The sequence below is a fragment of the Leifsonia sp. NPDC056824 genome, from assembly GCF_042789575.1.
Classification (GTDB): domain Bacteria; phylum Actinomycetota; class Actinomycetes; order Actinomycetales; family Microbacteriaceae; genus Leifsonia.
Window position 1 is genome coordinate 397,567 of the sequence record NZ_JBHUAV010000002.1, and the last position, 26,214, is coordinate 423,780.

Consider the following 26,214-nt stretch of genomic DNA (forward strand, 5'->3'; position numbering starts at 1 on the left):
TCATTACGGGAGCTGTTGTGCCGGACGAAACGGCCCACCCGACAATCAGTCACCTGCGGTGAGGAATCCGCGTAGCTTGATCGACCATTGCTCGAACGCGTTCAGGTGTGCGTCATGCGATGCTCCCGTGAGGTCGACGCGGGTGACGTTCCTGCCGCGAGCGACAAACTCGGCTTTCTGTTCCTCGCTGAACATGCCACCGTCGGCGTAGACCACCAGCGTGGGCTGGGTGATGCTCTCCCACTCGCTCCAACGCGGCACGGCCACCTCGGCGATGGCTCGTACCATCACGTCGGCGTCGAACCGTGGGTAGAAGCCTTCCTTGCGCTCCTCCAGATCAGCCATCCACGCCTGCGCCAGCGGACCGTCACCGAGCGCCTCGCCCGCCTCGTCCCGACTGGCGAACGGGACCTTCCAAGCCCGAAAGTAGTCACCGAGCGCGGCGTGGTCTTCCGGGGAGCCGCTGCCCGCGTCGCCTTCGAGCAGCACGAGGCGGCGGACCAGCTTCGGGTGAGCGGCCGCGACCAGCATCGCTGTGTGGGCACCCATCGATTGGCCGACGAGGTCCACCTGCAGCGACCCTTCCACCTCGATCACGCGTACGACGTCGCTCACGAACGCCGCTCGCGATGTGTCGGCTGGGATGCGCGTGCTGAAGCCGTGGCCGCGCTGGTCGATCAGGATGACTTTTCGCGAGGCGAGCGCGCGGGCGGTCGCGACGAACTCGCGGCTGCTGCCGGCCAGCCCGTGCAGGACCACGATTGCAGGTTCAGCCCCATCGAAGACCGAATACGAGATCGTCGTCGCGTCGTCGATCTCTACCGTACGCCGCGCCTCAGTCACCCGGCCACGCTTCCTCGACGGAATGCCGGCACGCGAAAGCCGCTCCCCCGCCTTCGATGCTCCGCGAGCCAGCGGTGGACGCCGAACAACCCCCGCACTCGCGCGATGGCTTGGGGATGCGGCCGTGGCGATGAAGTTGAGCACGTAACATACTAATGAATCAACGCTATCACATCGATGTGATCTGACAGATAGACAAGAAGCGAATGGGCCGAAGCTCTCTGCCCGGAAGCGCCAGGGTGCAGTTCACCCAGGCTCGTGGCCGAGGCTGAGGCGCGCATCCGGCGCTTCGCTAGGCTGGCCGTGTGGACGACGACGCCGACACTCCAGCCCGTGTCGTCTCTCCCCCGCCCGAAATCCTCCGCCGCCCGGCGTTCGCCCTGTTCTGGAGCGCCAGCACCGTCCGTGCGTTCGGAAGCGCGATCTCCGGGGTCGCCTTCAACGTTCTCGTCGTCTCCGTGCTGCACGCGTCGGCCGTGCAGATCAGCATTCTCAGCGCGCTCAGCGTCGTCCCGTACCTGTTCCTCGGGCTGATCGTCGGCGCCCTGATGGATCGCTGGCGTCGTCAACGCACGCTCGTCCTCACGAGCATCGGGCGCGCGCTTGCATTGGCGACCATCCCCGTCCTGATCCTCACCGGCACGCTCAGCTTCTGGTCGGTCGCCATCGTCACGGTCGTGCTGGGCGTCCTCGTCCTGTTCGCGGATTCGGCCGCCCAGCCGCTGCTCCCCCGGCTCGTCCCCCGAGATTCCCTCATCCTCGCGAACGCCCGGCTCGGGCAGAGCGAGACGGTGGCGGGCACAGCAGGCCCGGCGCTCGGCGGGGCGCTGCTGACGCTGCTCGGGGCACCGCTGCTCTTCGCGTTCGACGCGATCCTCACCGCGGTCTCGGCCGTCCTGCAGGCGCGCATCCGCGTCGACGAACCGCGGCCGGGTCCGCGTGAGCCCGGCCGTCACATCGGCCACGACATCGCCGACGGGATGCGGTACACCTACCGTCACCGGACGCTGCGGCCGCTGGCCCTGTCGATCCACACCTGGTTCCTCGGCAACAGCATCGTGACCACGGTGTTCGCGGTCTTCGTCCTCCGCGAACTCCGGCTCGAGCCCTGGGAGTACGGGCTCGCCTTAGCGTTCGGCGGTGTCGGCGGATTCCTGGGCGCGCTCATCGCGCCACGGGTCGGCGCCCGGCTCGGCGCCGGCCGCGCGATCTTCGTCGCCAGAGCCCTGGTGGTCGTGCCGTGGCTCTCCCTCGCCGTCGTGCCGGTCGACTCCGCCGGCGCCGGCATCGTGCTCGTCGCCGCGGCGCAGTTCGTCTACTGCCTGTCGATGGGCGTCGAGGACCCGAACGACACTGGATACCGACAGTCCGTCGCACCCGACGCCATTCAGGGGCGGATGAACTCGACCATCCGGACGGTCAACCGGGTCGTCTTCTTCGTCGGCGCGCTCCTCGCCGGACTCCTGGCGACGCTGCTCGGTTACCGCCTGACCATCGGTATCGGCGCCGCGGTCTTCGTCGTCGCAGCGCTGATCGTCGTCGGCTCTCCGCTGTTCACGGCGAAGCTCGGAGACCACCCCAGAGGGACGTGAGCGCGAAGCGCGTCGCCCACTCCCCCGCGGCCATCACGTCGGCTACGCCTCGTCGCAGCGGAGGGCGAGGATCAGCCGCACCGTCGCCTTCAGCTGAGCGGTGATCGGCTCATCGGAGGCATTGTCGTCGTGCAGAACCTTGCTGAGCGCGGCCATCACGAGGATGACGGCGAGCTCCGCCTCGGACCTGTCGCGTGCGCGGCGAGCGGCGAGGTCGACGTACATCTCGCGCACCTCGACCATGATCCGGGTCGCGGTCGTCAGCAGCTCGGGGCGCCGGTGCAGGAGCTGCTTCATGCGGACCAGGCTGGGGCCGTGCTCCGAACCGCTGCCGATGACGTCGCACAGGGCCATGACGAGGCTGCCGGAGTGCGACAGGAACGCCTGCTCCACGTCCGGGTGGATGGTGGGGCCCTGGAATTCGAGGGCCGCTGCCGCCTTGGACGGGTAATAGTTGAAGAAGGTGCGGCCGGAGACGTCTGCCTGGTGGCAGATCTGCTCGACCGTCGTCGCGTCCAGCCCCTGCGAGTCGATGAGGCGGAAGGCCGCTTCGTGGATGGCGGTGCGGGTCTGGAGCTTCTTGCGCTCCCGGAGGCCGACGGCCTCGGGGTGGATGTCGATTGCGGTCATGATCTGATGCTTCCGACCGAGCGGAGTGGGCGGCGTCACGAGTGCACCGCCCACTCCCCCGATCAGGTCTGCGGCACCGCCCGGATGCTCCCGGTCAGGGTCGCGCCGCCCTCGTCGACCTGCTGCTGCAGCGCGGACGTCTTCCGCAGCGGCGGAACCTTGAAGAACAGGCTGAGGACGAAGGCGAGCAGGATCACTCCGAGGCCGATCGAGTAGACCAGGACCACGGAATCGTTGAACCCGACCATGAACGCCTTACTCAGGCGCGGGTCGGCGCCATTGAGGAACGAGGTGTCGCTCGTCGAGTTGTTGGCATTGGTGTCGGCCTTCTTCATCCTGTCGGCGAGCGTCGGGGTGAGCTTGTCGACGTAGTGGCCGCGCTGGCTCGCGTTCGCCCAGTTCACCTCGACCGTCCCGTTGACGACCGTGGCGTGGGCCGCCTTCGCGACCGCTGCGAGTGCTTTGGCCTCCGCCTGAGGCGTCGCCGCGGCGACCTGCTGGGCGATGATCGGCGCCGCAGCCTCCGCGGGCAGGTGCCCGGCAGCGACCTGTGCGTCGACAGCGGCGGTGACCTTCTGGGTCACGGTGGCGTCGGCGCCGGCCTTCGCCTTCGCCACGGCTGCGTCGAGCTGGTCCTGGACTCCCTTCTCGAGCGGGGTGACGAGCGGCGTCCAGAGCTGCTTCATGATCGCCTTGTTGTGGGGCGCGGTCGCGACCTCCGGCGTCAGTGCGGCGTCCAGCGCGGAGCTCAGGGTCTTCTGGTCGGCCGTCGCCGTGATGATGTTGCCCGGCAGGGCGGCGAAGAGCACCGAGAGCAGCACGGCGACACCCAGGGTTCCACCGATCTGGCGGAAGAAGGTGGACGCACCCGTGGCGACGCCCATCTGGTTCGGCGCGACCGCGTTCTGGCTCGCCAGGGTGAGCGTCTGCATCATCTGACCGAGGCCGAGACCGATGAGGAACATCGCGATCATCAGGAACCAGAGCGGCTTGTCGATGGTGAGGAAGGTCAGCACGAAGAAGCCGCCCGCCGTGAACAGCGTTCCGGTGACGGGGAAGATCCGGTACTTGCCTGTGCGGGCGATGATCTGACCCGACGCGATGGACGCGATCATCAGGCCTGCCATCATCGGCAGCGTGGCGAAGCCGGAGGCTGTCGGGCTCAGCCCGAAGACGATCTGCAGGTACAGCGGGAGGGTCAGCATGGCGCCGAACATCCCGAAGCCGACGAGCACACCGAGGACGGTCGCCATCGAGAACACCCGCGAACGGAACAGGCGCAGCGGGATGATCGCGTCGTCCTTCATGGCACGCTCGATCAGGATGAACGAGATCAGGCCGACCGCGGCGATCACGTAGGCGCTGATGGAGGCGACGGAGGTCCAGCCCCAGTCACGCCCCTGCTCTGCGACCAGCAGCACCGGCACGAGCGTCACGATGACCGCCGTCGCGCCCCACCAGTCGATGCGCGGCTTGGCGGCCTTGTGGAACTTCGGCAGGTGCAGGAAGGCGAGCACCATGAGGAGCGCGACGATTCCGATCGGGACGTTGATGAGGAACACCCAGCGCCATCCGGTGACGAAGAGGATCTGGTTCGCTCCGGCGAACAGGCCGCCGATGAGCGGGCCGATGACCGAGGAGATGCCGAAGACGGCCAGGAAGTAGCCCTGGTACTTGGCGCGCTCACGCGGAGCGAGGATGTCGCCCATGATCGCCAGCGGGAGGGACATCAGCGCACCGGCGCCGATCCCCTGGAACGCGCGGAAGGCGGCCAGCATCATCATCGACGTCGAGAACGCCGAGAGCAGCGAGCCGAGCAGGAACACGACGATTCCGAAGATGTAGAGCGGGCGGCGGCCGAAGATGTCGGACAGCTTGCCGTAGATCGGGACAGCGATCGTGGAGGTGATCAGGTACGCCGTGGTGACCCACGCCTGGTCGTTGAGTCCGTGGAGGTCGTCACCGATGGTGCGGATCGCCGTTCCGACGATCGTCTGGTCGAGCGACGACAGGAACATGCCGGCCATGAGGCCGTAGATGACGAGAAGAATCTGCCGGTGCGACATGATCGGCTTCGATTCGTGCGGCGCGGGAGCCGCGGATTGCACCCTCACGGGCGCAGTGGTTGTAGACAAGACGGGTTCCTTTTGGCGAATTGTTTTTTGCAGGCAGTGCAACAATACACGAATGCACATCTGCGTTTGCTGCAAATGCTCACAAATCGTGAAGAAAGCTCCTCCACGGCGTGATCGGACCGCTGGACAGCTCGGCGGACGCTCTCTACCGTGAGACCCATGAGCTCACGGGACACCGACTACAGCGATCTGAAAGCGCTCTTCATCAACACGACCCTCACCCGCTCCCCCGGCCGCAGCCACACCCAGTCGCTGATCGACGTGAGCGCGTCGATCATGGCCGACCAGGGGGTGCAGGTCGATCAGTTCCGCGCCGTCGACCACCCGATCGCCACCGGCGTCTACCCCGACATGCGCGAGTACGGCTGGGAGGTGGACGCCTGGCCCGACCTGTTCCCGCGGGTGCTCGCCGCCGACATCCTCGTGATCGCCGGCCCGATCTGGCTCGGCGACAACAGCAGTGAGACCAAGAAGATCATCGAGCGGCTCTACGCGCACTCGGGAGAGCTCAACGAGAAGGGCCAGTGGCTCTACTACGGCCGGACGGGCGGCTGCCTCATCACCGGCAACGAGGACGGCATCAAGCACTGCGCGTCCAACGTGCTCTACAGCCTCCAGCACATCGGCTACTCGATCCCTCCGCAGGCGGACGCCGGCTGGATCGGCGAGGCCGGGCCCGGCCCCAGCTACGGGGACGACGCGGGCGACGGCCGGCGCGTGGGGTTCGACAACGACTTCACGAACCGGAACACGACCTTCCTCACCTGGAACCTGCTCCACCTGGCCCGGCTGCTGAAGGACGCCGGCGGCTTCCCGGACTACGGCAACCAGCGCAAGGAGTGGGACGCGGGGACGCGATTCGACTTCCCGAACCCCGAATACCGGTCCTGAGGTTCGCCCATCACGGGGTGGCGTTGAGCGCCGCCCGGATGTCGATGTCGCGGGCGGATGCAGGCGAGCCGGACCCGGTGACCGGCGTTCCGGTCTTCGCGAGCAGTTCGACCAGTTGGTCGACCGTCGGGCCGTAGGAGAACTTCTCGCGGAGCACGGCGAAGGCGCCCGCCACCTGCGGCGCGGCGAACGACGTCCCCATCGCGTAGAACGTGCCCGCGCTCTTATACGGGAGCAGCACGCCGTCGCGCTTCAGGTAGTCGCCTTCACCGACCGGAGCGTAGAGGCGCGTACTCGCGGCATGGTTCGAATAGCTGGCCCGCACATGCGGCTCGAGCGTCTTGGTGGCGCCGACCGTTATCACGTTCTTCCCGCAGTTCCAGGCGCCCAGCGAGTCGAGACCGTCGTTGCCGGCCGACATGATGACCGGTATCCCCTTGGCCTTGAGCCGCCCCGCCGCATCGTCGATGGCGCGCCCGATGGTGGAGCAGGTGCCCCCTGCCCCGATCGGGTTTCCCGCGACCGACATGGTCACGGCGGCGATCTTTCCGCGATAGGTGGACTGGGTCGTCGCCACGCTGTCGATCCAGTTGAGCGCATTCACGATGGACTCCCCCGACCAGCCGTGCGCGTCGTTCACGCCCGTGGTCGTGCCGCCGCCGATCTTCACCTCGACCACCTTCGCGCCGGTCGCCGCGCCCGCCGTGGAGACCTGGGTGTAGGAGCCGTCCGCGTTGAGCTCCCACCGCACGCCCGGCTGACCCACGACAGCCCCGGCTGTCGCCGTTCCGTGAACGTCGTGGCAGGGGTTGCCCTCCGCATTCACGCACCGCGACGACGGCGCCGCCTTGCCGTCAAGGCTGCTGTAGAACGACGGGCCCGCGTAGAGGAACGAATCGTCGATCACGTTCGTCACCTCGCAGAGGTTCGGCCACGCCGTCTTGTCGGCGGCGAGCCCGAAACAGAGCTCCACCGCCACCTTCGAGTACCCTCTCGCGTCCTTCATGAGCGAGTTGCCCCCGGTGAACGCCCCATCGAGGTCGAACACGAGCTGGCCCGACCCGTCGAACCGGGCGCCCGACGCATCCGTGTACGCCCCGGACGCGTCGGCGCCCAGGTTCATGGCGATGTTCGACCGTGTCCACTGGTCGTTCTCGGGGGCGGCGACGGCGGCGACGCCGCTGCTCAGCACGATCGGGGCGACGACCGCCGCTCCGATGACCCCTCGGGTGATTGATTTCCGCATCGATGTTTCCTCACTGGCGCGCGCGATTGTCGGATCGCAGCCAGCATATCGCACATCAATGTCACAAGGGAGGCAGCGTGAACGCGAATCGGTCCTCGGCGGAGTAGCGGTACTCGTCGTCGCAGCGGTAGCCGCGCAGCCACGGCACGCCGTCGACCACGCGCAGGTAGAAGCCCTTCGGGAATTCGACGTCGGCACTCAGCGGCGCAGCGGCCACCTTGATCGACCCGGTCGGCGAGCGCCCGGCCGACAGCACCGAATCGGGCGCGTTCGGCTGCGACCGCATCGCCAGCCGGAGGTACGGGCCGGTGTCGGGCGGGCACAGCGACAGTCCCTGCTGCTGCGCCGCCGCGTACACCTCCGGGAGGGTGCCGCCGTCGCCGAGGCCCAGCTCGCCCACGCTGCGCTCGACGATGGTCAGCTCCACCGGCTCCCGCACGTCGAAGGCCTCGTGATCGAGCAGCGTCTCGGCGTGCGCGTTCAGAAGGACACCGTGCGACTGCAGGGCGGCGCGCAGCTCCGTGCGGGTGGCTCCGCCGACGCTCAGCTGGATCGGTTCGGGATTTTCCACCGGTCCAGGCTATCCGCCCGCGTCACGACCGCGCCGCGTGCGGGTCTCCAACGTATGACGACCCTCGACACCCGCTCACCCGACACCGCGAGCAGCTGCCCGCGGTGTCAGGGGCGCACCGCCTACCCGTCCATCGTCACCGTCGACCGGAGCCCGCGGTTCACGCTGGTGTGCGCGTTCTGCGGCACTGCCCGCGATCTCAACGGCCGAACATAGGATGAGGCGGTGAGAGACCGCCGATCGCCTGGGGACCCCGACGGCCTGTCGCGCCGCGGCTGGATCGTGCTCGTGGCCGCGACCGCCGGCGCCGCGGTCGTCCTGCTGTCCGTGGCCGCCTTCGCCAACGGCCTCCCCGCCGGCCATGCCCGGGCCGACCTGACGGCAGCGACCCCGTCCGGTCCCCCGCATCCGCTGGATCCCGCTCCCACGCCGCTCGGGCTGCCTCCGCGCCCCACCCATACGCCGCCGGTCGCGACCGTTCCCGAGCAACCGGTCGGCAGCATCGCCACCGGATCGTGCCTCCAGGTCTTCCCGTCGCCGTGGGCGAACACGTACCCCGTGATCGACTGCGCGTCGCCGCACATCGCCCAGGTGATCTCGCAGGGCGCGCTCCCCCAGGCCGCCGGCGCACCGTTCCCGGGCGTGCAGGCGCTCAACACCCAGGTCGGCGACCTCTGCACCGCCCCCGGCATCCTGGACTGGAACTGGGTCGCGGTCTGGAACGAGGACGTCCAGGTGGAGCTGCGCTACCCGAACAGCGCGACCCAGTGGGAGACCGGCGACCGCGCCTACAAGTGCTTCGTCGACACCTTCTCGCGCCACGAGCTCACCGGGACCGCCGTGGCGGCGCACTAGGACGTCAGGCCCTGACGTACTCCGCCAGGTGCTGTCCGGTCAGCGTCGAGCGCGTGGCGATCAGGTCCGCCGGCGTCCCCTCGAACACGACGCGGCCGCCGTCGTGGCCGGCACCGGGGCCGAGGTCCACGATCCAGTCCGCGTGCGCCATCACGGCCTGGTGGTGCTCGATGACGATCACCGACTTGCCGGAGTCGACCAGCCGGTCCAGGAGGCCGAGGAGCTGCTCGACGTCGGCCAGGTGCAGGCCGGTGGTCGGCTCGTCCAGCACGTAGACGCCGCCCTTCTCAGCCATGTGGGTGGCGAGCTTGAGACGCTGGCGCTCGCCGCCGGACAGCGTGGTCAGCGGCTGGCCGATGGTCAGGTAGCCGAGGCCGACGTCCGCCAGCCGTTGCAGGATGGCGTGGGCGGCCGGGATGCGCGCCTCGCCGCTCGCGAAGAAGGTCTCGGCGTCCTCCACCGACAACGCGAGCACCTCGCTGATGTCCAGGCCGCCGAACCGGTACTCCAGCACCGAGGCGTCGAAGCGCTTGCCTTCGCAGACCTCGCACACGGTCGAGACCCCGGCCATCACGCCGAGGTCGGTGTAGATGACGCCGGCGCCGTTGCAGTTCGGGCACGCGCCTTCGGAGTTCGCGCTGAACAGCGCCGGCTTGACGCCGTTGGCCTTCGCGAACGCCTTGCGGATCGGCTCCAGCAAGCCGGTGTACGTGGCCGGGTTGCTGCGCCGCGAGCCGCGGATGCCGGCCTGGTCGACGGAGACGACGCCTTCGCGCGGCGACACCGAGCCGTGGATGAGCGAGCTCTTGCCGGAGCCGGCCACGCCGGTGACCACGACCAGCACGCCGAGCGGGATGTCGACGTCCACGTCTTGCAGGTTGTGCGACGTCGCGCCGCGCACCTCCAGCAGCCCGGACGGCGTGCGCACCGACTCCTTGACCCGCGCGCGGTCGTCCAGGTGCCTCCCGGTGAGCGTGCCGCTCCCGCGCAGGCCCTCGATGGTCCCCTCGTAGACGATCTCTCCCCCGGCCGTGCCCGCGCGCGGCCCGAGGTCGACGACATGGTCGGCGATGACGATCATCTCCGGCTTGTGCTCGACCACCAGCACCGTGTTGCCCTTGTCGCGCAGCTGCACGAGCAGTTCGTTCATCCGGCGCATGTCGTGCGGGTGGAGGCCGACCGACGGCTCGTCGAAGACGTAGGTGATGTCGGTGAGCGACGACCCCAGGTGGCGGATCATCTTGGTGCGCTGCGCCTCCCCGCCCGACAGTGTGCCGGACGGCCGGTCGAGCGACAGGTAGCCGAGGCCGATGTCCACGAACGAGTCGAGCGTGCCCTGCAGGCTCGCCAGCAGCGGCGCCACCGACGGCTCCTCCAGCCCCCGCACCCACTCCGCCAGGTCGCTGAGCTGCATCGCACACACGTCGGCGATGCTGACGCCGCGGACCAGCGACGACCGCGCGCCCGCGTTGAGCCGCGTCCCCGCGCACTCCGGGCAGGGCGCGAAGGTGACTGCGCGCTCGACGAACGCCCGGATATGCGGCTGCATGGCCTCGATGTCCTTCGACAGCATCGACTTCTGGACGCGCGGCACGAGGCCCTCGTAGGTGAGGTTGATCCCGTTGATCTTGACCTTCACCGGCTCCTTGTAGAGGAAGTCGTGCAGCTCGGTCTCCGAGTAGTCCCGGATCGGCTTGGCCGCGTCGAAGAAGCCGGACTCGCTGAACATCCGCACCGACCAGCCGTCCGCGGTGTAGCCGGGCACGGTGATCGCGCCGCCCGACAGCGACTTCGACTCGTCGTAGAGCTGGGTGCGGTCGATCTCGGAGGCGGTGCCCATCCCCTCGCAGCGCGGACACATGCCGCCGGTCTGCTCGAAGCTGCGCTTCACCGTCCCCTTGCCCTCGATGGAGATGGCGCCGGAGCCGCGCACGGTCGGGATGTTGAACGAGAAGGCCTGCGGAGAGCCGATGTGCGGCTGCCCGAGCCGGCTGAACAGGATGCGCAGCATGGCGTTGGCGTCGGTGACCGTGCCGACGGTGGAGCGCGCGTTGGCGCCCATCCGCTCCTGATCGACGAGGATCGCCGTGGTGAGCCCTTCCAGCACATCCACGTCCGGCCGCGCGAGCGACGGCATGAAGCCCTGCACGAACGCGCTGTAGGTCTCGTTGATGAGGCGCTGCGACTCGGCGGCGATGGTCCCGAACACCAGCGAGCTCTTGCCGGAGCCGGACACCCCGGTGAACACGGTCAGCCGGCGCTTCGGGAGCTCGACGCTGACGTCCTTGAGGTTGTTCTCACGCGCGCCGCGGACCCGGATGACGTCGTGGCTGTCCGCCCGCTCCTGTCCGCCCTCGGCCGTGGTCGCGCTGGTCGCCGTGGTCATCGCTGATCTCCGTCCGTTCGGTGTCAATCCGATCTAACCAGGTGACCGCGGCCCGCTCCCCTCCCCCGCGACCGCAGCGTCGCGAGAATGGGTCTGATATGCACAGGAGATTTTCAGTATTCTGCGCGTAAGCGGCCATCCGACAACGTGGCCGAACGACTGAAAGGTGCGTGCGATGTCCTCCACCGATCCTCTCGACTCCGCCGTCCGCGACCTCTCGCTGGACGCCTCGGAGATGACCCGTTCGGCCATCAACGCGATCCGGGCCGTGATGGGCGTCAGCGGCGCCGTCGCGGTCATCCTCGGCGTCGTGCTGCTGTTCTGGCCCGCCAAGACCATCGCCGTGCTGGCGGTGTTCCTCGGCATCTACTTCCTCATCGCCGGCATCATGCGCCTCGGCGTCGGGATCTTCGCCCGGGGCATCGGCGGCGGCATCCGCACGCTCAACATCATCCTCGGCGTGCTGCTGGTGTTCGTCGGCATCGTGACCCTGAAGAACGTGTCGACCGCCGCGACCGTGCTGGTGATCTTCGCCCTCGCCTTCATCGGCGTCGGCTGGATCATCGAGGGCATCATGGCGTTGGTGGAGGCCGGGCGCGCCCGCTCCGCCGGATGGGCGATCGCCTACGGCATCCTCAGCATCGTCGCGGGACTCGTGGTGCTGTTCCTGCCCGCGTCGTCGGCTGTCTTCCTGATCCTGTTCGCCGCGATCGCACTGATCGTGCTCGGCATCATCGGGATCGTTCGGGCGTTCACGTTCGGCCGCGAGGTGCTGAAGACGTCCGCAGCTCCCGCTGCGCCCGCCGCCGCCTAGCGTCGCGCCTTCACCGGCAGGTGCCGGTCCCACCAGTCCAGGATGATCTCGAACCGCTCGCGACGGTGCCGCGGGCGGCCGCTGCGGCTCAGCTCGTGGTCCTCGCCGGGGAAGATCACGAGCTCGGCCTCGACGCCGCCGCGCTTCAGCGCCGCGTAGTACCGCTCGGCCTGGCCGAGCGGGCAGCGCAGGTCGCTGGACGAGTGCAGCACCAGGGTGGGCGTCCGTACTCGGTCGACCACGGCCTGCGGGCTCTGCGCCGCGATCCCGACCGGATCGGTGCCGGTGTACTCGTCGCTGAAGAAGCTGCCGATGTCGCTGGTGCCGATGAACGCGGCGGGGTCGAGGTAGCCGCGCTCCACGATCGCGCCCGCGAACCGGTGGTCGTGCGCGATCGTCCACGCGGTCAGGTAGCCGCCGTAGGAGCCGCCCATCACGCCGACGCGCTCGGCGTCGAGGCCGGGGGTCTCCGCGATCGCGCCGTCCAGGAAGTCCAGGACGTCCGCCAGGTCGACGGTGCCCATCCGTTGCCGGATGACGCGGCCGTGGTCCTGGCCGTAGCCGGCCGAGCCGCGCGGGTTGCACATCACTACGGCGTAGCCAGCTGACGCGTAGACCTGCGCCTCGTCGAAGAGCGCCGCGGTGTAGGCCGCGAACGGGCCGCCGTGGATGTTCAGGAGCACAGGATGGGGTCCTGCGCCCTCCGGCGCCACGACCCAGCCGTGGATCGGATAGCCGTCGCGGCCCGTCACCGTGAGCTCGCGCGGGGCGATCACGCCCGCCGAGCGCAGGGCGCGGGAGAAGTCGGTGAGCCGCCGGAGGCCGTCGTCGTCGATCACGGCGACGTCGCCCGCGGTTCCGGCGTCGGAGACGCTCGCCACGATCGTCCCGCCCGCCGCGCCGGCGCCGCTCACCACGGTGAGGTCGTCGGTGAGCCTGCGTGCAGTGCCGTCGGCCTCCACCTCGGTCAGGACGAGCGCGCCCCGGCGGCGGTCGCACACCAGCACGCTGTCGTCGCGGAAGGCGACGATGTCCGACTCGGTGAGGTCGACCGTCTCCGGATCGGTCAGCAGGCGCGGAGCCGCCCCCGGGTGGTCGATCACGTACAGCGCGGTGTTCTTGGCCACGAAGTCCCGGCCGCCCTGGCCCACGTCCTGCGCGCTGAAGTAGAGCGCGCCGTTGAGGCCGTAGGCGACGGCGACGACCGAGAAGCTGCCGTGCTCCCCCGTGGCGTCGGAGGGCTCCCTGCCGCCGTCGACGGGCACCAGGAAGACGTTCGAGCGGAGGTCGTCGTCGCGGGTGTCGTGCCGGGACGAGACGAACGCGAGGGTCGCTCCGTCCGGCGAGAACGCGATCGTCGAGTCGTCCCAGTCCCCGCCGGTCAGCGCGCGCGGTGTCGCCACCGCCGGCGCCGGACGGGTCGAGCCGTCGGCCTCCGCGATCGGGGCCACCGGAGGCTCGGCCCAGACGTCGGGGACCGACACGAGGTAGACGTGCGAGCGCCGGTCGGTGATGTAGCCGAGTCCATTGGCCTGATATTTCAGCGTGTCGATCCGGCGGGCCCGCTCCCCGTTGGGCTCGATGCCCTCCACCGTGCCGTAGCGCCCCTGCTCCGGATCGCGGCTCACGAACGCGAGCGAGCGGCCGTCCGGAGCCCAGGCGAACTCGCTCACGCCGAGCTTGCGGTCGGTGGCGACCACCGGCTCGCCGCCTGCCGCGTCGACCACCATGAGCTGCGACGGCGACTTCGGGCCGCCGCGCAGGAACGCGATCAGACGCCCGTCCGGCGAGAACTGCGGAGCGCTGTCCCGGAAGCCGCGCGTGAGTCGTCGCGGCGCCGCATGCCCGGACAGCGGGATGTTCCAGAGCTGCCCGATCGTCGCGTCCGCGGCGAGCGAGGGATGCGTGACCGAGACGACCGCGCGGCCGCCTGCCGGGTGGACGGTGGGACGCGAGACTCCGGTCAGGAGCTCGAGGTCGGCGGGCCTCATTCGCTGATCGGCTCGAAGCTGGAGACGTCGCCGACGAGACGGGTGTGGTCGGCCGGCACCGGGTCGACCACGGCCGACGCGACCTCCGCAGCGAACTCGCCGACGTTGTAGAGGCGGCCGGCGGCCTCCTTGCGGGCGTCGATCGCGCCCGGGTTCAGCCGGTTGAGCAGCGTCGCGGTGATGGTGCCCTCGATCATGTCGCCGGAGACCACGACGAACTCGACGCCCTTCGCGTCGAGCTCCGGGAGCAGCGCCCGCAGCGCGTCCTCGCCCGCCCGCTTGCTCAGTGCGACGGCCTCGTACTCGGGCATGGTCGGCGTCGAGCGGATGAAGTGCGCCTGGTGGCTGGTGACGAACACGACGCGCGAGCCGGCGGCCATCAGCGGCAGCGCCGAGGTCAGGACGTTGACCTGCGCGTCGCGGTTGAGCTGCATGGCGTAGTCCTCGGCCATCCCGGATTCCATGCCGCCGGAGGCGTTGAGGACGAGGATGTCGAGGCCACCCCATTCGGCGTCGATCGCCCGGAACAGCGCGCCGACCGAGGTCGGGTCGGTGAGGTCGGCGCCGACCGTGATCGCGGTGCCGCCCTGCTCGCGGATCGCGTCGGCCAGCTTGACCGCGCGCGCCTCCTTGTTGCGGTAGTTGATCGCGACCGCGGCGCCGGCGTCGGCCAGATACTGCACGGTGTCGGCGCCGATGCCGCGCGACGAACCGGTGACGAGGGCGCGTTTGCCGGTGAGGCTGCCCTGATCGAGCGGGCTGGCGGACGCGGAAGCGTTGGACACGGGTACTCCTAGAGCGTTGGACGACACGGCTTTCTGAGACTACCAAGTGCGTTCCGTCCGGTGGGCCGCGGGAATGCTAGCGTTCTAGCAAGTACATAGTGATGTGTAGGGAGGGGGCCGCTCATGGACATCACGTCCTTCGCCTGGATCGCCTGGCTCGTGCTCATCCTCGTGTTCGTGATCATCGAGATGCTGACGCTCGACTTCGTCTTCCTCATGATCGCGATCGGCAGCTTCGGAGGGCTGATCGCCGGGTTCTTCGGTGCGCCGTGGTGGCTGCAGCTCATCATCGCTGCCGTGATCTCGGTGGTCCTGGTGTTCTTCATCCGGACGCCGTTGCTGCACAGGCTGAAGCGCGGCGGCGACCCCACCAAGAGCAACGTGGACGCGCTGATCGGCATGAACGGCGTCGTCGTCTCGACCGTCTCGCGCACCGCGGGCCTGGTCAAGCTGTCCGTCGGGGAGACCTGGACCGCGCGGCTCTCGCCCGCCCAGTCCGGCCCCGCCGAACTGGTGCCCGGCGAGCATGTCATCGTCCTGAGCATCGAGGGCGCGACGGCCGTCGTCGCCCCGTCACCGGTGTCGGCGGGAGCCGGCGACCTCACCGAGAGGAGCCTGACGTGACCGAAGTCACCCAGCTCGTCGTGACCATCGTCGTCTCGATCATCATCCTGGTGATCGCGATCTTCGTGCTGGTCACGCTGTTCCGCGCCATCCGGATCATTCCGCAGGCGCGGGCCGGGGTGGTGGAGCGGCTGGGCCGGTACCACAAGACGCTCACCCCCGGCCTCAATGTCGTCGTCCCCTTCATCGACAAGGTGCGCCCGCTCATCGACCTCCGCGAGCAGGTCGTCTCCTTCCCGCCGCAGCCGGTCATCACCGAGGACAACCTGGTCGTCTCGATCGACACGGTCGTCTACTTCCAGGTCACCGACGCCCGCGCTGCGACGTACGAGATCGCCAACTACCTCGGCGCCGTCGAGCAGCTCACCACGACCACCCTGCGTAACGTGGTCGGCGGCCTGAACCTCGAGGCCGCCCTGACCAGCCGCGACAACATCAACGGCCAGCTCCGCCTGGTGCTCGACGAGGCCACAGGCAAGTGGGGCATCCGAGTATCCCGCGTCGAGCTGAAGGCGATCGACCCGCCCGTGTCCATCCAGGACTCGATGGAGAAGCAGATGCGCGCCGAGCGCGACCGTCGTGCGCTGATCCTGACGGCCGAGGGCACGAAGCAATCCGAGATCCTCAACGCGGAAGGCATGCGGCAGGCCTCGATCCTCAAGGCGGAGGGCGACGCGAAGGCGGCCGTGCTGCGCGCAGAGGGCGAGGCGAAGGCGATCACCACCGTCTTCAGCGCCATTCACGCGGGCAACCCGGACAACCTGCTGCTCGCCTACCAGTACCTGCAGACGCTGCCGAAGCTGGCCGAGGGCTCCGCGAACAAGCTCTGGATCATCCCGAGCGAGCTCACGGAGGCGCTGAAGGGCATCGGCCAGGCGCTCGGGCCGAAGGGCGCGCCCGCGGCCGGGCTCGACATGGTCCCGGCCGGCACGCAGGCCGCGCCGTCCGCGGAGGCGGCTGCCGCTACAGCCCCGACTCCCCCGTCCGCTCCCCCGGCGTGACGTTCCTCGACGGGCCGCGGCCGCGAATCATCGCGCACCGCGGCCTGGCGTCGGAGGCGCCGGAGAACACCCTGCTCGCGTTCCTGAAGGCGCTGAGCGCCGGTGCGACGCACCTGGAGACCGACGTGCACGCGTCGGCGGACGGGGAGGCGGTGATCAGCCACGACCCCGACCTGTCCCGGGTGGCCGGCCGGGACGTGCGTGTCGAGCAGCTCACTCTGGCCGAGCTGCGGCGCATCCCGCTCGGCCACGGCCAGTCGTTCTCCCCGCTGGCCGAGGCGCTGGACGCCTTCCCGGAGGCGCGCTTCAACATCGACATCAAGGACGAGCGCGCCGCGGCCCCGGCCGCCGCCGCGATCGTGAAGACGCGCGCGGCCGACCGGGTCCTCCTCACGAGCTTCTCGGCGGCGCGTCGGAGGGCCGCCACCTCCGCGCTCCCCGACGTCGCGGTGTCGCCCTCCGTCTCGGAGTTCGTGCCGGCGCTGATCGGCTCGAAACTCGGGGTGCGCCCCCTCACCCGGCGTGCGCTGCGCGGGTTCGCCGCCGTGCAGATCCCGGAGCGCCGCGGCCCGGTGCGCCTGGTCACCGCCCGCACGGTGCGCGCCATCCAGGCCGTGGGAGCCGAGGTGCATGTCTGGACGGTCGACGATGTCGCCGACATGACGCGGCTGCTCGACCTGGGAGTCGACGGAATCGTCACCAACCGCTGCGACCTCATGAAAGCCCTGGTCAGCGCTCGGAAGTGAGCCGCAGACCCTTTAGTGACGCTGTGAGCCCACTGAGAGAAGGGCGCACCCGGAAAGAGAATCCCCAGCTTGCTGGTTTATAAATGGTGACGATTCGCGCGAAGAGGAGACCACACGATGGCTGATCGCAGTTTGCGCGGAATGAGGCTTGGCGCCCAGAGCTTACAGAGCGAAGAAGGCGTCGTCTACTCTCCGCGTTCCCGTTACACCTACCTGTGCCCCGACTGCGGCCTGGAGACCGATATGGTCTTCTCCGCCGAGGCCGAACCTCCCAAGGGATGGGAGTGCAAGCACTGCGGCCACGAGGCCCGCTTGCTGGTCGACGACAAGCCCGTCGAGATCGACCACTCGGACGTCAAGACGCCGCGCAGCCACTGGGACATGCTCCTGGAGCGCCGCACCCGGGCCGAGCTCGAAGAGCTCCTCGAGGAGCGGCTCCAGTACCTGCGCGCACGCCGCGGGACGGCCGAGCACAAGTACTCCGCCTGACCGTCGCACCACGTCAAGCCGCTCTCACCGTTCTGGTGGGAGCGGCTTTCTCGTGAGCGGCGCCGGCAGTCTGCGGCACAGTGCGGCCGCCAGCAGGCCGAAGAGCCCGAGACCCGCGACGAGGAACTCGATGCCGCGGCTGAGCAGCGTGGACGGCGTCGTCGTGGTGCCGAGCGGCACGTCCGCGACCATGTGGCCGGGCCGGAACGGCGGGATCATGGTGATCGTCCTCCCGTCCGGCGCGATGATCTGGCTGCTGCCGACGGTCGAGATGTTCACCAGGGCCCGCCCGGACTCGATCGCGCGCAGCCGGGCGATCGCCAGCTGCTGCTCGTTCTCGTCGGTCTTGCCGAAGTCCGCGTTGTTGGTCTGCGCCAGGATGACCTGGGCGTCGTCGCTCATCATGTCGGTGAGGAGCTGGTCGTCCACGATGTCGAAGCAGATCGAAATGCCGGCGCGCACTCCCCCGACGTCGAAGACGTTGTCGCGCGTTCCCGGCGTGTAGTCGCGGCCGATCAGGTCGATGAGCGACGGCGCGAACGGCCGCCAGAACGACCGGTCGGGCACGTACTCGCCGAACGGCACGGGGTGCTTCTTGTCGTAGTAGTCGACGGCGCCCTTGCCGGCCTCCCACTGCAGCGACGTGTTGAAGTACTTGCCGTCGCGGTAGGTGATCGTCCCGACGATGAAGGGCGCGCCGAACTTGCGGCTCAGCGCGTCGAGGACGGAGGCCGAGCCCGGGTCGCGCGTCGGGTCGGGCTGGGCGGCGCCCTCCGGCCAGACCACCATGTCGAGCTTCTTGGCGCCGGTCGACTGGGATGCCGGGATCTTCAGCGTCTCGGTGATCTGGGTGTCCAGCACCGCGCCCTCCGGGGCGTTGTCGAAGTAGCCGGCGGGTCCATTGCCCTGCACGGCGGCGATCCGGGTGGTGCCGTGCGTCGTCGCCGGCCACGACGGCACGGCCAGCACCACGGCGATCGCGCCGAGCGCCACGGCGCCGCGCAACAGCGCGCGGACATCGACGGCGAAGAACAGCTCGAGGAGGAGCGCCACCAGCCACACCATCACGAAGCTCAGCCCCGAGATGCCGAGCCAGGCGACCAGCGGGGCGTACGGGCTGAGCGACTGCGACTCCGCCACCCGGCCCCAGGAGAATCCGCCGTACGGCCAGTTGCCGGTCACGTACTCCCGCAGCACCCAGAGCCCGGCGACGATCACGGGCACCATCCCCAGCCGGCCGGCGATGCCGGGCCACGCCTTCGGCACCCAGCGGTAGGCCAGCGTGAGGAGGACGCCGCCCGCGCCCCAGAACAGCGCCTCCAGCGTCGAGAGCGCGACCCACGGCACGGGGCCGAGATAGAGCGACGTCCAGGAGACGTGCACCAGATAGAACGCCTCGCCGGCGAGCCAGCCGACCAGGAACGCATTTCCGGACGTCCGCCCGCGCTGCGCGAGCAGCACCATCCCGATGCCGACGAAGGTCAGCGGCCACAGGTTCTGACCGGGGAAGCCGGCGGCGAGGACGGGCCCCGCTCCGATCGCGACGAGGATCGCGAGCCAGAGCGGCAGCGGCGCCGGCGGCAGCGCAGCGCGCCGCGATCGGCGGGCGCGCGGCGTTCGGGTCACGAAGGGAGAGCTTAAAGCATCGCGCTCTGCGTCCCGCACAGCCACAGGACCCGGGTTCTCAGGCAACGCGTCTCCCTCAGGCAACGGCGGAGTACGCGACGATCCCGCGGCGGATCGACTCCAGCGCCTGCCGAGCCGTGCGGCCGACGTTGCCCTGCGCGACCAGCGAGAGCTGGTCGAGGAGGTCGATCGTCTGCTTCGCCCAGCGGACGAAGTCGCCGGCGGCCATGTCGGCCTCGCGCAGCACGACGTCCAGCGCCGCCCCGCGCGCCCACTGGTGCATCGCCAGCGCCAGCGCCGTGGAGACGGGCTCGCTGCCCGGGAGGCGGTTGTCGCGCTCCAGGTCGTCCAGCCGGGCCCAGAGGTCGGTCGTGCGCTCCAGGGCCGGGCGGAAGGCGCCGCGCGGGAGGTTGCGGTCGTGGGCGAGCCCGTCGTCGCGGCGCGGCTCAAAGACGAGTGCGCACGCCATCGCGGCCAGGCCCGCGGCGTCGAGCTCCTTCCAGTAGCCGCGGCGCAGGCACTCGGCGACGAGCAGGTCCCGCTCGCCGTAGATGCGCTTGAGGGTGCGGCCGTGCACGGTCAGTTCCGTCTCGCCGTCCTCCGTCGTCAAGTAGCCGAGCTCCAGGAGCACGTCGGAGACCCGGTCGAAGACCTTCGCGACGGCACCGGTGCGGGACTGGATCTGGGCGCTCAGCCGGTCGGTGTCGCGCTTGAGCTTCCACCAGCGCTCCGACCAGCGGCCGTGCTGCTCGCGATCGGGGCAGCGGTGACAGGGGTGCTCCCGCATCCGCTTCCGCAGCGCGGCGAGCTGACGCTGGCGCCGCTCGCGGTCGGCCTTAGAGGCGTTCTCGATGCGCTGGCCCTTCTTCTCCAGGTCGCTGAGCTCGCGGCGGATGCGCGAGTACTCGCGGAAGTCGCCGAGGTGGCACTCCATCGCCTTCTCGTACCCGGCGAGGGACTCCTCCTGTTGACGCACCTTGCGGGCGAGGTCGACCACCGCGCGGTCGGCCTGGAACTGCGCGAACGACGACTCCAGGATCTCGCGCGTGCGCACCCGCCCGAACTGGTCGATGAGATTGACGGCCATGTTGTAGGTGGGCCGGAAGCTCGAGTTGAGCGGATAGCTGCGCCGGGAGGCCAGCGACGCGACCGACTGCGGGTCGAGGCCGTCCTCCCACTGGATGACGGAGTGTCCCTCGACGTCGATGCCGCGGCGCCCCGCACGGCCGGTGAGCTGGGTGTACTCCCCCGGCGTGATCGGCACGCGCGCCTCGCCGTTGAACTTCTCCAGCTTCTCCAGCACCACGGTGCGGGCGGGCATGTTGATGCCCAGCGCGAGCGTCTCCGTCGCGAAGACCACCTTGACGAGCTTGCGGCGGAAGAGCTCCTCCACCACCTCTTTGAAGGCGGGCAGCATGCCGGCGTGGTGGGCCGCGACGCCGCGCTCCAGGCCCTCCAGCCATTCCCAGTAGCCGAGCACCGCCAGGTCCTCGTCCAGCAGGGTGCGGCAGCGCTCCTCGACGATGGCGCGGATCTCGTCGCGCTCGCGCTGCTCGGTGAGCCGCACGCCCTCGCGCAGGGTCTGGCGGACGGCGGCGTCGCAGCCGTTGCGGCTGAAGATGAAGAAGATCGCGGGCAGGAGGTTGTGCTCGTTCAGCATCCGGACGAAGTCGGCCCGGTTCATCCGGAACGTGTCCGGGCGGCCGCCGCGCGAGTGGTACCGCCCGACATCGCGCATCTGCCGGCTGGAGAGCGTCCGGCCGCCGTAGCGCGCCATCTGCACGAGCTCGGGGTTCACCCGGTTGGTCGAGGCGAGCCCGGACGAGTCGAACAGGTCGATCAGCTTGGAGCGCATCAGGATGTGCTGCTCCAGCGGCACCGGGCGCTCCTCGGAGACCACGACGTCGGTGTCGCCGCGCACCGCCTGCAGCCAGTCGCCGAACTCCTCGGCGTTGGAGACCGTGGCGCTGAGCGAGACCATCCGCACCGCCTGCGGCAGGTGGATGATGACCTCCTCCCAGACGGCCCCGCGGAACCGGTCGGCCAGATAATGCACCTCGTCCATCACCACGTAGGCCAGATCGCTGAGGAGGTCGGAGTCCGCGTACAGCATGTTGCGGAGCACCTCGGTGGTCATCACCACGATGCGGGCGTGCGAGTTGATGTTGGTGTCGCCGGTCAGCAGGCCGACGGACTCCGGGCCGTAGGCCTCGACGAACTCCTGGAACTTCTGGTTGCTCAGCGCCTTCATCGGCGTGGTGTAGAACACCTTCGCGTTGGCCTCGCGCATGGCGAGGAACACGGCGAACTCGGCGACGATGGTCTTGCCCGCACCGGTCGGCGCGGCCACGAGCACGCTGCTGCCGTTCTCCAGGCTCGCGCACGCCTCGCGCTGGAACGGGTCGAGGTCGAAGCGCAACCCGGCCCGGAACGTCTCCAGCACGGGCTGTTGCGCCCGTTGCCGCGAGGCGGCGAAGCGTTCGGCCGGGGAGAGCTGCTGCTGGTCGGTCACGCGACCAGCCTATGCCGCGAGCTCGGCCTCCAGCCGCATCGCCGCCTTGGCCGCGCGGCGGTCGTGCAGCCAGGCGACCCCGTAGGCGCCGAAGTAGAGCAGCACCATCGGAACCGCCAGCAGGAACATCGAGAGCACGTCGGCCGCGGGCGTCGCGATGGCGGTGAAGAGCGCGATCATGATGATCGCCCAGCGCCAGGACCCGATGATCGACTTAGCGCTCAGCACGCCGACGAAGTTGAGCAGCACCAGGAACACCGGCAGCACGAAGGCGACGCCGACCGCGAGGACGAGCTTGGTCACGAAGTCGATGTAGGTCTTGGCGTCGATGATCGCCGCGTCCTGCTCGGGCGCGAAGCTGGTCAGGAGGCTGACCATGTGCGGCACGAGCAGCCAGCCGGCCACGCCTCCCGCGATGAACAGCGGCACCGCGGTGAAGAAGAAGCCGAACGCGTACTTGAGCTCTTTGCGCGTCAGTGCGGGCACGAAGAACGCCCAGATCTGCCACAGCCAGACCGGGCTGGAGATGATGATGCCGATGGTGACCGCCATCTGCATCTTCAGGTCGAAGGCTCCGGTGATGCTGCCGTAGTTCAGGAGCGCCTCGCGGCCCTGCTGCTTCGCGATCTCCGTGATCGGAGCGCGCAGCGCGTCCATCACGGGACCGGCGAGGATCCAGCCCGCTACCGCGCCGACCAGGAGGCCGAGCGCAGCGCGGAACAGACGTTTACGAAGCTCGACGAAATGCTCGGCCAGCGACATCCGGCCTTCGCGGTTCTTGCCTCGCTTGGTGGAGGCCACGCAGCTACTGCTTCGGCTTGGACTCGGTCGAGTCGTTGGTGGTCGGCGCAGCGGGCGCAGAGGTGGTGGGAGCGGCGGTCGACGCGTCGGTGTTCGCGCTGTCGTCCTTGCCGTCCTTCTTCATCTCGTCGACCTCGCCCTTGAAGATGCGCATGGACTGACCGATGCTCTTCGCGAGGGCGGGAAGCTTGGGCGCACCGAAGAGAAGGAGGATGACCGCGAGAATGATGAGCAAGTGCCATCCGGTGAGGCCGCCGAGCATGATTTACGTCCTTCTGTTCAGGTACGAGTAGCGGAACGGGTCCGCTCTCACGAGTATTTTACCGCGCATGACTCGACGATCTCTGCGAGCTTGCCGTGCGACCTGACGATCGGCCACCGCCTGCTCGCGTTCGGCGCGGAGCACGTCCGCATCGGCGAAGACCGCGCTGTGAAACTCAGCGTACCGCATGTCAGCCGAGCGTTGGCTGAGGATGTCCGCCTTCTCGATCAGCGCGCTCGCCTCGCGCCCTGCGGCCATCGCCTTGCGGAACAGCCACCAGCCGAAGAACGCGAGCATGCCGAGCAGGCCGAGCACCAGCACGACCCAGATCACGACCCACGACCACCACGGCATGCTCGGAGCCTAACGGTAGCGGTCGGCGCCCGCACGCGCCCAGTCCGCGACGAGCCGGCGGGCCTCGGGAGGGTCGAGCACCGTGAGCACCCCGGCGAGGCCGGCCACCAGGCGCTTGAGGCCGTGGAAGTGGGCGACGCGAACGCTCGTGCGAATCACGCCGTCGCGCTCCTCGCGCGGCGCGCCCTCCGGGATGTAGTCCTCGATGAGCGGGATCGCGGACGCGGACACCTCGACGGTGACGAGCTGGTCCTCCGGCGTGCCCTCGAACAGCGTCTCCGGCAGCTTGAGGTCGCCCGGCCGGTAGGTGATCGGCTCCTGGGTCGTCATCAGGCCGTCGATGCGGTCGAGGCGGAAGGTGCGGATCGCCGTGCGCAGGTGGTCCCAGCCGCGCAGGTACCAGTCCTGGTCGGCGGACTCGACGCGCAGCGGGTCGACGCGGCGGCGCTCCCGCTCCCCGCGCGAGTTGAGGTAGTCGAACTCGAGCTGCGTGCCGGCGATGACGGCCTCGCGGATGGTCGCGAGCGCCTCGTCCGACTCGGAGCGCGCGACGGCGACCTGGCTCGGAGCGGCGGACGCGCCGCGGGCCAGCTTGGCCATCAGCGAGCCGATCACGTCGCGGTCGGCGTTCTCGGGCAGCGCGGTGAGGTACTGGAGGCCGGCGATCAGCGCGGCGGCCTCCCGCGCGGAGAACCGCGGCGAGTCGTCGATCGCGACCTGGTGGGTGAGGACGATGCGGTCGTTCTCCTCGAAGTCGTCCCAGGAGATGTCGAACAGGTCGCCCGGCTGGTACGCGTTCGTCTCGCCGGGGATGCCGGAGACGGCGATGAGGCGCACGGCGTCGCGCATGCTCTCCTCGTCCACGCCGAAATGCTCCGCCGCCTCGGCGACGGTGACCCGGTCGCGGTCCATCAGGTACGGGACCAGCGCGAGCAGGAACGCCAGCTTGTCCTGCGCCTGCATCGGGCGCCTGCGCTCAGCCACGGGCCGCCCCCTCCCCCGCGTCTGCGGCGCTCTCGTGCGCCTCGGCGACCGTCACCAGCCGCTCGACCACCTTGTCGCGCAGCTCCTCCGGGGCCAGCACCAGCACCTCGGGACCGAAGGCCGCGAGCTGGTCGGCGAGGATGTTGATGTCGGAGAAGTTCACCGTGAGCCGGAAGGCCGCGCCCTCGTGCCGGGCCGGGACGGCGTCGCCGTAGCGCTTGCGCAGCCGGGTCGCGGCGTCGGTGCCCGCGGTCACCTCGATCTCGGCGACGTTCGCCGCCCAGATCCGCTCCAGGTCCTCCAGCGCCCGCTCGGCGAAGTCGTCGCCCTCCGGCGTGAACGTGCGGTTCGTGACCTTGACCGGCCCGACCATGCGCGAGAGCAGGAAGGTGCGCGAGCCGCCGGCCTCCTGGTCGATGCCCTGCAGGTGCCAGCGGCCCTGGTGCTGCACGAGCGCGAGCGGAGCGATCGTGCGCACGCGCGACGCGCTCTCACCGGGCTTGAGGTACGGGAACTGGACGATCGCGTTGCGCTCCAGCGCCTGGCTCAGCGGCTCGAAGGCGCTCTCGCGCGCCCGCAGCCGCGGGGCGTAGCCGACGACCGGCTCGTCGGCCTCCACGCCGAGCGAGCGCAGCTTCATCAGGGCGCGGCGCGACTCCCCCGACAGCGAGCCCTCGCGCCACACCGTGGCGGCGAGCCCGAGCAGGGTGATCTCCATCGGGGAGAACACCACGTCGGCCGGGAGGTCGTATGCGCCTTTGGGGATGCGGTAGCGCAGTAGCTGGTTGTTGCCGGCGGCCTCCGGCGACTCGACCGTCTCCAGAGGGACGCCGAGCTCGCGGATGTCGTCCTTGTCGCGCTCGAACTGGCGCTCCAGGCTGCTGTTGTCGCCGTGCACCTCGTAGCGCTGGCGGTAGCCCTGGACGGTCGAGAGGATCTCGTTCTTCGTCAGGCCGTTCTCGGTCGCGAGCAGCGCCAGCACGAGGCTGAAAAGACGCTCCTCGACCGGGACGCGCGCGGGCGAAGACGAGGATCGGGGCACCCGACCATCCTAGTCGGGACTCAGCGGACTCCGAGGATGTCGACGACCCAGGCCTGTGCGTCGAAGTTGTTGTCCTTCGGCGTCTCGATCACGAGCTGCGAGCCGACCTTCTGGCCCACGAGCTTTCCGAGCATCGACTGCGGCAGCGCAGACACGTTGTCGTTGTTCTGGATCTGCAGCTGACCGGTCGACATGTTGACCAGGCCGGGACCGCCGTTGCTCCAGCTCTTGGTGGTGACCGACTTCGAGTCCCAGCCGACCGCCGTGTACTGCAGCGTGACGATGCTGTCCTTCTTGACCGTGGCGCCGTCCCCGGCCTTCAGGACCTCGCTGCGCACCGTGGTGGGGGCGCCGCCGGACGACGGGATGGTGACTCCGGGCTGCCCGGTCGGCGCAAGCACGACCGTCGGGAATCCCGACACGGACGGTCGCACGGCGCCGTTGGCAGCGGAGAGCGAGGTGTTGATCACATCGAAGACGAAGATCTGCGTCGTACCCGAGCCGGACGCGTCCGATCCGTTGTCCTTGGGCGACACCGCCACCGAGACACGCGATCCGACGGTCGTGCACTGCAGTCCACGGGCGATCGCACCGGTGACGCCGCTTCCCGAGGTGTTCATCGGGAGCACGACCGAACTGCTCCCGTAGCCGGTCCCGGCGACCTGGCCGCTCTGGCCGTCGAGCTGGGTGTAGCCGAGCTCCACCAGCTGACCGGTGTGGACCATCGTGCCGGACCCCTGGGTGAGCACCGTGCGCTCGGACGTGGCCGCGTCGACCGGTGTCGGAACGGTGACCTTCGGCTTCTGGCCGATCTTCCCGCTCGCCGTCACCAGATCCGACGCCTGCCCGCTCTTGAGTGCGGAGCCGCAGTCGGTGTTGGGGTCGGACGAGCATCCGGTCAGCGCCGCGGCGGCGATGCCGAGGGCGAGGAGGGCGACGGACGATCTTCCGAGTGCGGTAGCTCTGCGCACGGGTCCTCTTTCGATGCGAGCATTCTCGATGCGAGCGGTGGGGGGTTGTCGTCTCAGGCGGCG

General features: G+C 69.4%; 24 protein-coding genes. 8 read left to right on the forward strand and 16 right to left on the reverse strand.

Annotation, left to right across the window (positions count from 1 at the left end; translation table 11 throughout):
* Positions 1-45 precede the first annotated feature (45 nt).
* A complete protein-coding gene (locus ACFRFH_RS11270; protein ID WP_382463095.1) occupies positions 46-987 on the reverse strand; it encodes an alpha/beta fold hydrolase in 942 nt (313 codons plus the stop codon).
* A 161-nt stretch (positions 988-1,148) separates the two neighbouring features.
* On the opposite strand from ACFRFH_RS11270, the gene ACFRFH_RS11275 reads away from it, so the two are divergent.
* On the forward strand, positions 1,149-2,435 hold the full coding sequence (locus ACFRFH_RS11275; protein WP_382463096.1) for an MFS transporter: 1,287 nt from the start codon (positions 1,149-1,151) through the stop codon (positions 2,433-2,435).
* 42 nt (positions 2,436-2,477) lie between these two features.
* On the opposite strand, the gene ACFRFH_RS11280 is transcribed toward ACFRFH_RS11275, so the two are convergent.
* The gene (locus ACFRFH_RS11280) at positions 2,478-3,065 is read right to left on the reverse strand and encodes a TetR/AcrR family transcriptional regulator (RefSeq protein WP_382463097.1); all 588 of its coding nucleotides are present in this window, start codon (positions 3,063-3,065) and stop codon (positions 2,478-2,480) included.
* Positions 3,066-3,127: 62 nt separating this feature from the next.
* Positions 3,128-5,131, reverse strand: coding sequence for an MDR family MFS transporter (locus ACFRFH_RS11285; RefSeq protein WP_382463399.1), 2,004 nt, complete (start codon positions 5,129-5,131; stop codon positions 3,128-3,130).
* A gap of 228 nt (positions 5,132-5,359) precedes the next feature.
* On the opposite strand from ACFRFH_RS11285, the gene ACFRFH_RS11290 reads away from it, so the two are divergent.
* Positions 5,360-6,091 (forward strand): flavodoxin family protein, encoded by a 732-nt coding sequence (locus ACFRFH_RS11290; RefSeq protein WP_382463098.1) that lies wholly within the window; start codon positions 5,360-5,362, stop codon positions 6,089-6,091.
* 10 nt (positions 6,092-6,101) lie between these two features.
* On the opposite strand, the gene ACFRFH_RS11295 is transcribed toward ACFRFH_RS11290, so the two are convergent.
* Both ACFRFH_RS11295 and ACFRFH_RS11300 read right to left on the reverse strand, forming a co-directional pair.
* Complete coding sequence (locus tag ACFRFH_RS11295) at positions 6,102-7,337, reverse strand: S8 family serine peptidase (RefSeq protein WP_382463099.1); 1,236 nt, start codon at positions 7,335-7,337, stop codon at positions 6,102-6,104.
* Positions 7,338-7,398: 61 nt separating this feature from the next.
* Entirely contained in the window at positions 7,399-7,908 is a 510-nt protein-coding gene (locus ACFRFH_RS11300) for a hypothetical protein (protein ID WP_382463100.1), read from the reverse strand.
* Positions 7,909-8,133: 225 nt separating this feature from the next.
* Here ACFRFH_RS11300 and ACFRFH_RS11305 point away from each other — a divergent pair, with 225 nt between their 5' ends.
* Positions 8,134-8,763, forward strand: a complete 630-nt coding sequence (locus tag ACFRFH_RS11305) for a septum formation family protein (protein WP_382463101.1) — start codon at positions 8,134-8,136, stop codon at positions 8,761-8,763.
* A 4-nt stretch (positions 8,764-8,767) separates the two neighbouring features.
* Here ACFRFH_RS11305 and ACFRFH_RS11310 read toward each other — a convergent pair whose 3' ends face one another.
* Positions 8,768-11,149, reverse strand: a complete 2,382-nt coding sequence (locus tag ACFRFH_RS11310; RefSeq protein WP_382463102.1) for an ATP-binding cassette domain-containing protein — start codon at positions 11,147-11,149, stop codon at positions 8,768-8,770.
* Between the two features lie 175 nt (positions 11,150-11,324).
* Here ACFRFH_RS11310 and ACFRFH_RS11315 point away from each other — a divergent pair, with 175 nt between their 5' ends.
* Positions 11,325-11,963, forward strand: a complete 639-nt coding sequence (locus ACFRFH_RS11315) for an HdeD family acid-resistance protein (RefSeq protein WP_382463103.1) — start codon at positions 11,325-11,327, stop codon at positions 11,961-11,963.
* On the opposite strand, the gene ACFRFH_RS11320 is transcribed toward ACFRFH_RS11315, so the two are convergent.
* Positions 11,960-13,954 carry a S9 family peptidase gene (locus tag ACFRFH_RS11320; RefSeq protein ID WP_382463104.1) on the reverse strand — a complete coding sequence of 665 codons (1,995 nt, stop codon included), beginning with the start codon at positions 13,952-13,954 and terminating at the stop codon, positions 11,960-11,962. The genes ACFRFH_RS11315 and ACFRFH_RS11320 overlap by 4 nt on opposite strands.
* Positions 13,951-14,739: an SDR family oxidoreductase gene (locus tag ACFRFH_RS11325; protein ID WP_382463105.1), complete on the reverse strand. Its 789-nt coding sequence runs from the start codon at positions 14,737-14,739 to the stop codon at positions 13,951-13,953. Before ACFRFH_RS11325 ends, ACFRFH_RS11320 begins: the two co-directional genes overlap by 4 nt.
* A gap of 123 nt (positions 14,740-14,862) precedes the next feature.
* Between ACFRFH_RS11325 and ACFRFH_RS11330 the strand changes: the two genes are divergently transcribed.
* The 4 genes from ACFRFH_RS11330 (at position 14,863) to ACFRFH_RS11345 (ending at position 17,599) form a co-directional block, all read left to right on the forward strand.
* Positions 14,863-15,363, forward strand: coding sequence for an NfeD family protein (locus tag ACFRFH_RS11330; protein WP_382463106.1), 501 nt, complete (start codon positions 14,863-14,865; stop codon positions 15,361-15,363).
* Positions 15,360-16,364, forward strand: a complete 1,005-nt coding sequence (locus ACFRFH_RS11335; protein ID WP_382463107.1) for an SPFH domain-containing protein — start codon at positions 15,360-15,362, stop codon at positions 16,362-16,364. The genes ACFRFH_RS11330 and ACFRFH_RS11335 overlap by 4 nt, the downstream gene beginning before the upstream one ends.
* The gene (locus ACFRFH_RS11340) at positions 16,361-17,110 is read left to right on the forward strand and encodes a glycerophosphodiester phosphodiesterase family protein (RefSeq protein ID WP_382463108.1); all 750 of its coding nucleotides are present in this window, start codon (positions 16,361-16,363) and stop codon (positions 17,108-17,110) included. Before ACFRFH_RS11335 ends, ACFRFH_RS11340 begins: the two co-directional genes overlap by 4 nt.
* 117 nt (positions 17,111-17,227) lie before the next feature.
* Positions 17,228-17,599: an RNA polymerase-binding protein RbpA gene (locus tag ACFRFH_RS11345; protein WP_382457413.1), complete on the forward strand. Its 372-nt coding sequence runs from the start codon at positions 17,228-17,230 to the stop codon at positions 17,597-17,599.
* A gap of 24 nt (positions 17,600-17,623) precedes the next feature.
* On the opposite strand, the gene lnt is transcribed toward ACFRFH_RS11345, so the two are convergent.
* The 8 genes from lnt to ACFRFH_RS11385 form a co-directional block, all read right to left on the reverse strand.
* On the reverse strand, positions 17,624-19,225 hold the full coding sequence (gene lnt / locus ACFRFH_RS11350) for an apolipoprotein N-acyltransferase (RefSeq protein ID WP_382463109.1): 1,602 nt from the start codon (positions 19,223-19,225) through the stop codon (positions 17,624-17,626).
* A 76-nt stretch (positions 19,226-19,301) separates the two neighbouring features.
* Positions 19,302-21,737: a DEAD/DEAH box helicase gene (locus ACFRFH_RS11355; protein ID WP_382463110.1), complete on the reverse strand. Its 2,436-nt coding sequence runs from the start codon at positions 21,735-21,737 to the stop codon at positions 19,302-19,304.
* Positions 21,738-21,746: 9 nt separating this feature from the next.
* Positions 21,747-22,499: a twin-arginine translocase subunit TatC gene (gene tatC / locus ACFRFH_RS11360; RefSeq protein ID WP_382463400.1), complete on the reverse strand. Its 753-nt coding sequence runs from the start codon at positions 22,497-22,499 to the stop codon at positions 21,747-21,749.
* Positions 22,500-22,542: 43 nt separating this feature from the next.
* The gene (tatA, locus tag ACFRFH_RS11365; protein WP_382463111.1) at positions 22,543-22,800 is read right to left on the reverse strand and encodes a Sec-independent protein translocase subunit TatA; all 258 of its coding nucleotides are present in this window, start codon (positions 22,798-22,800) and stop codon (positions 22,543-22,545) included.
* 3 nt (positions 22,801-22,803) lie between these two features.
* Positions 22,804-23,154, reverse strand: coding sequence for a hypothetical protein (locus tag ACFRFH_RS11370; protein ID WP_382463112.1), 351 nt, complete (start codon positions 23,152-23,154; stop codon positions 22,804-22,806).
* Positions 23,155-23,163: 9 nt separating this feature from the next.
* On the reverse strand, positions 23,164-24,138 hold the full coding sequence (locus tag ACFRFH_RS11375; RefSeq protein WP_382463113.1) for a helix-turn-helix transcriptional regulator: 975 nt from the start codon (positions 24,136-24,138) through the stop codon (positions 23,164-23,166).
* Positions 24,131-25,180: a helix-turn-helix transcriptional regulator gene (locus ACFRFH_RS11380; protein WP_382463114.1), complete on the reverse strand. Its 1,050-nt coding sequence runs from the start codon at positions 25,178-25,180 to the stop codon at positions 24,131-24,133. Before ACFRFH_RS11380 ends, ACFRFH_RS11375 begins: the two co-directional genes overlap by 8 nt.
* Positions 25,181-25,200: 20 nt before the next feature.
* On the reverse strand, positions 25,201-26,151 hold the full coding sequence (locus ACFRFH_RS11385; protein WP_382463115.1) for a peptidylprolyl isomerase: 951 nt from the start codon (positions 26,149-26,151) through the stop codon (positions 25,201-25,203).
* Positions 26,152-26,214 lie beyond the last annotated feature (63 nt).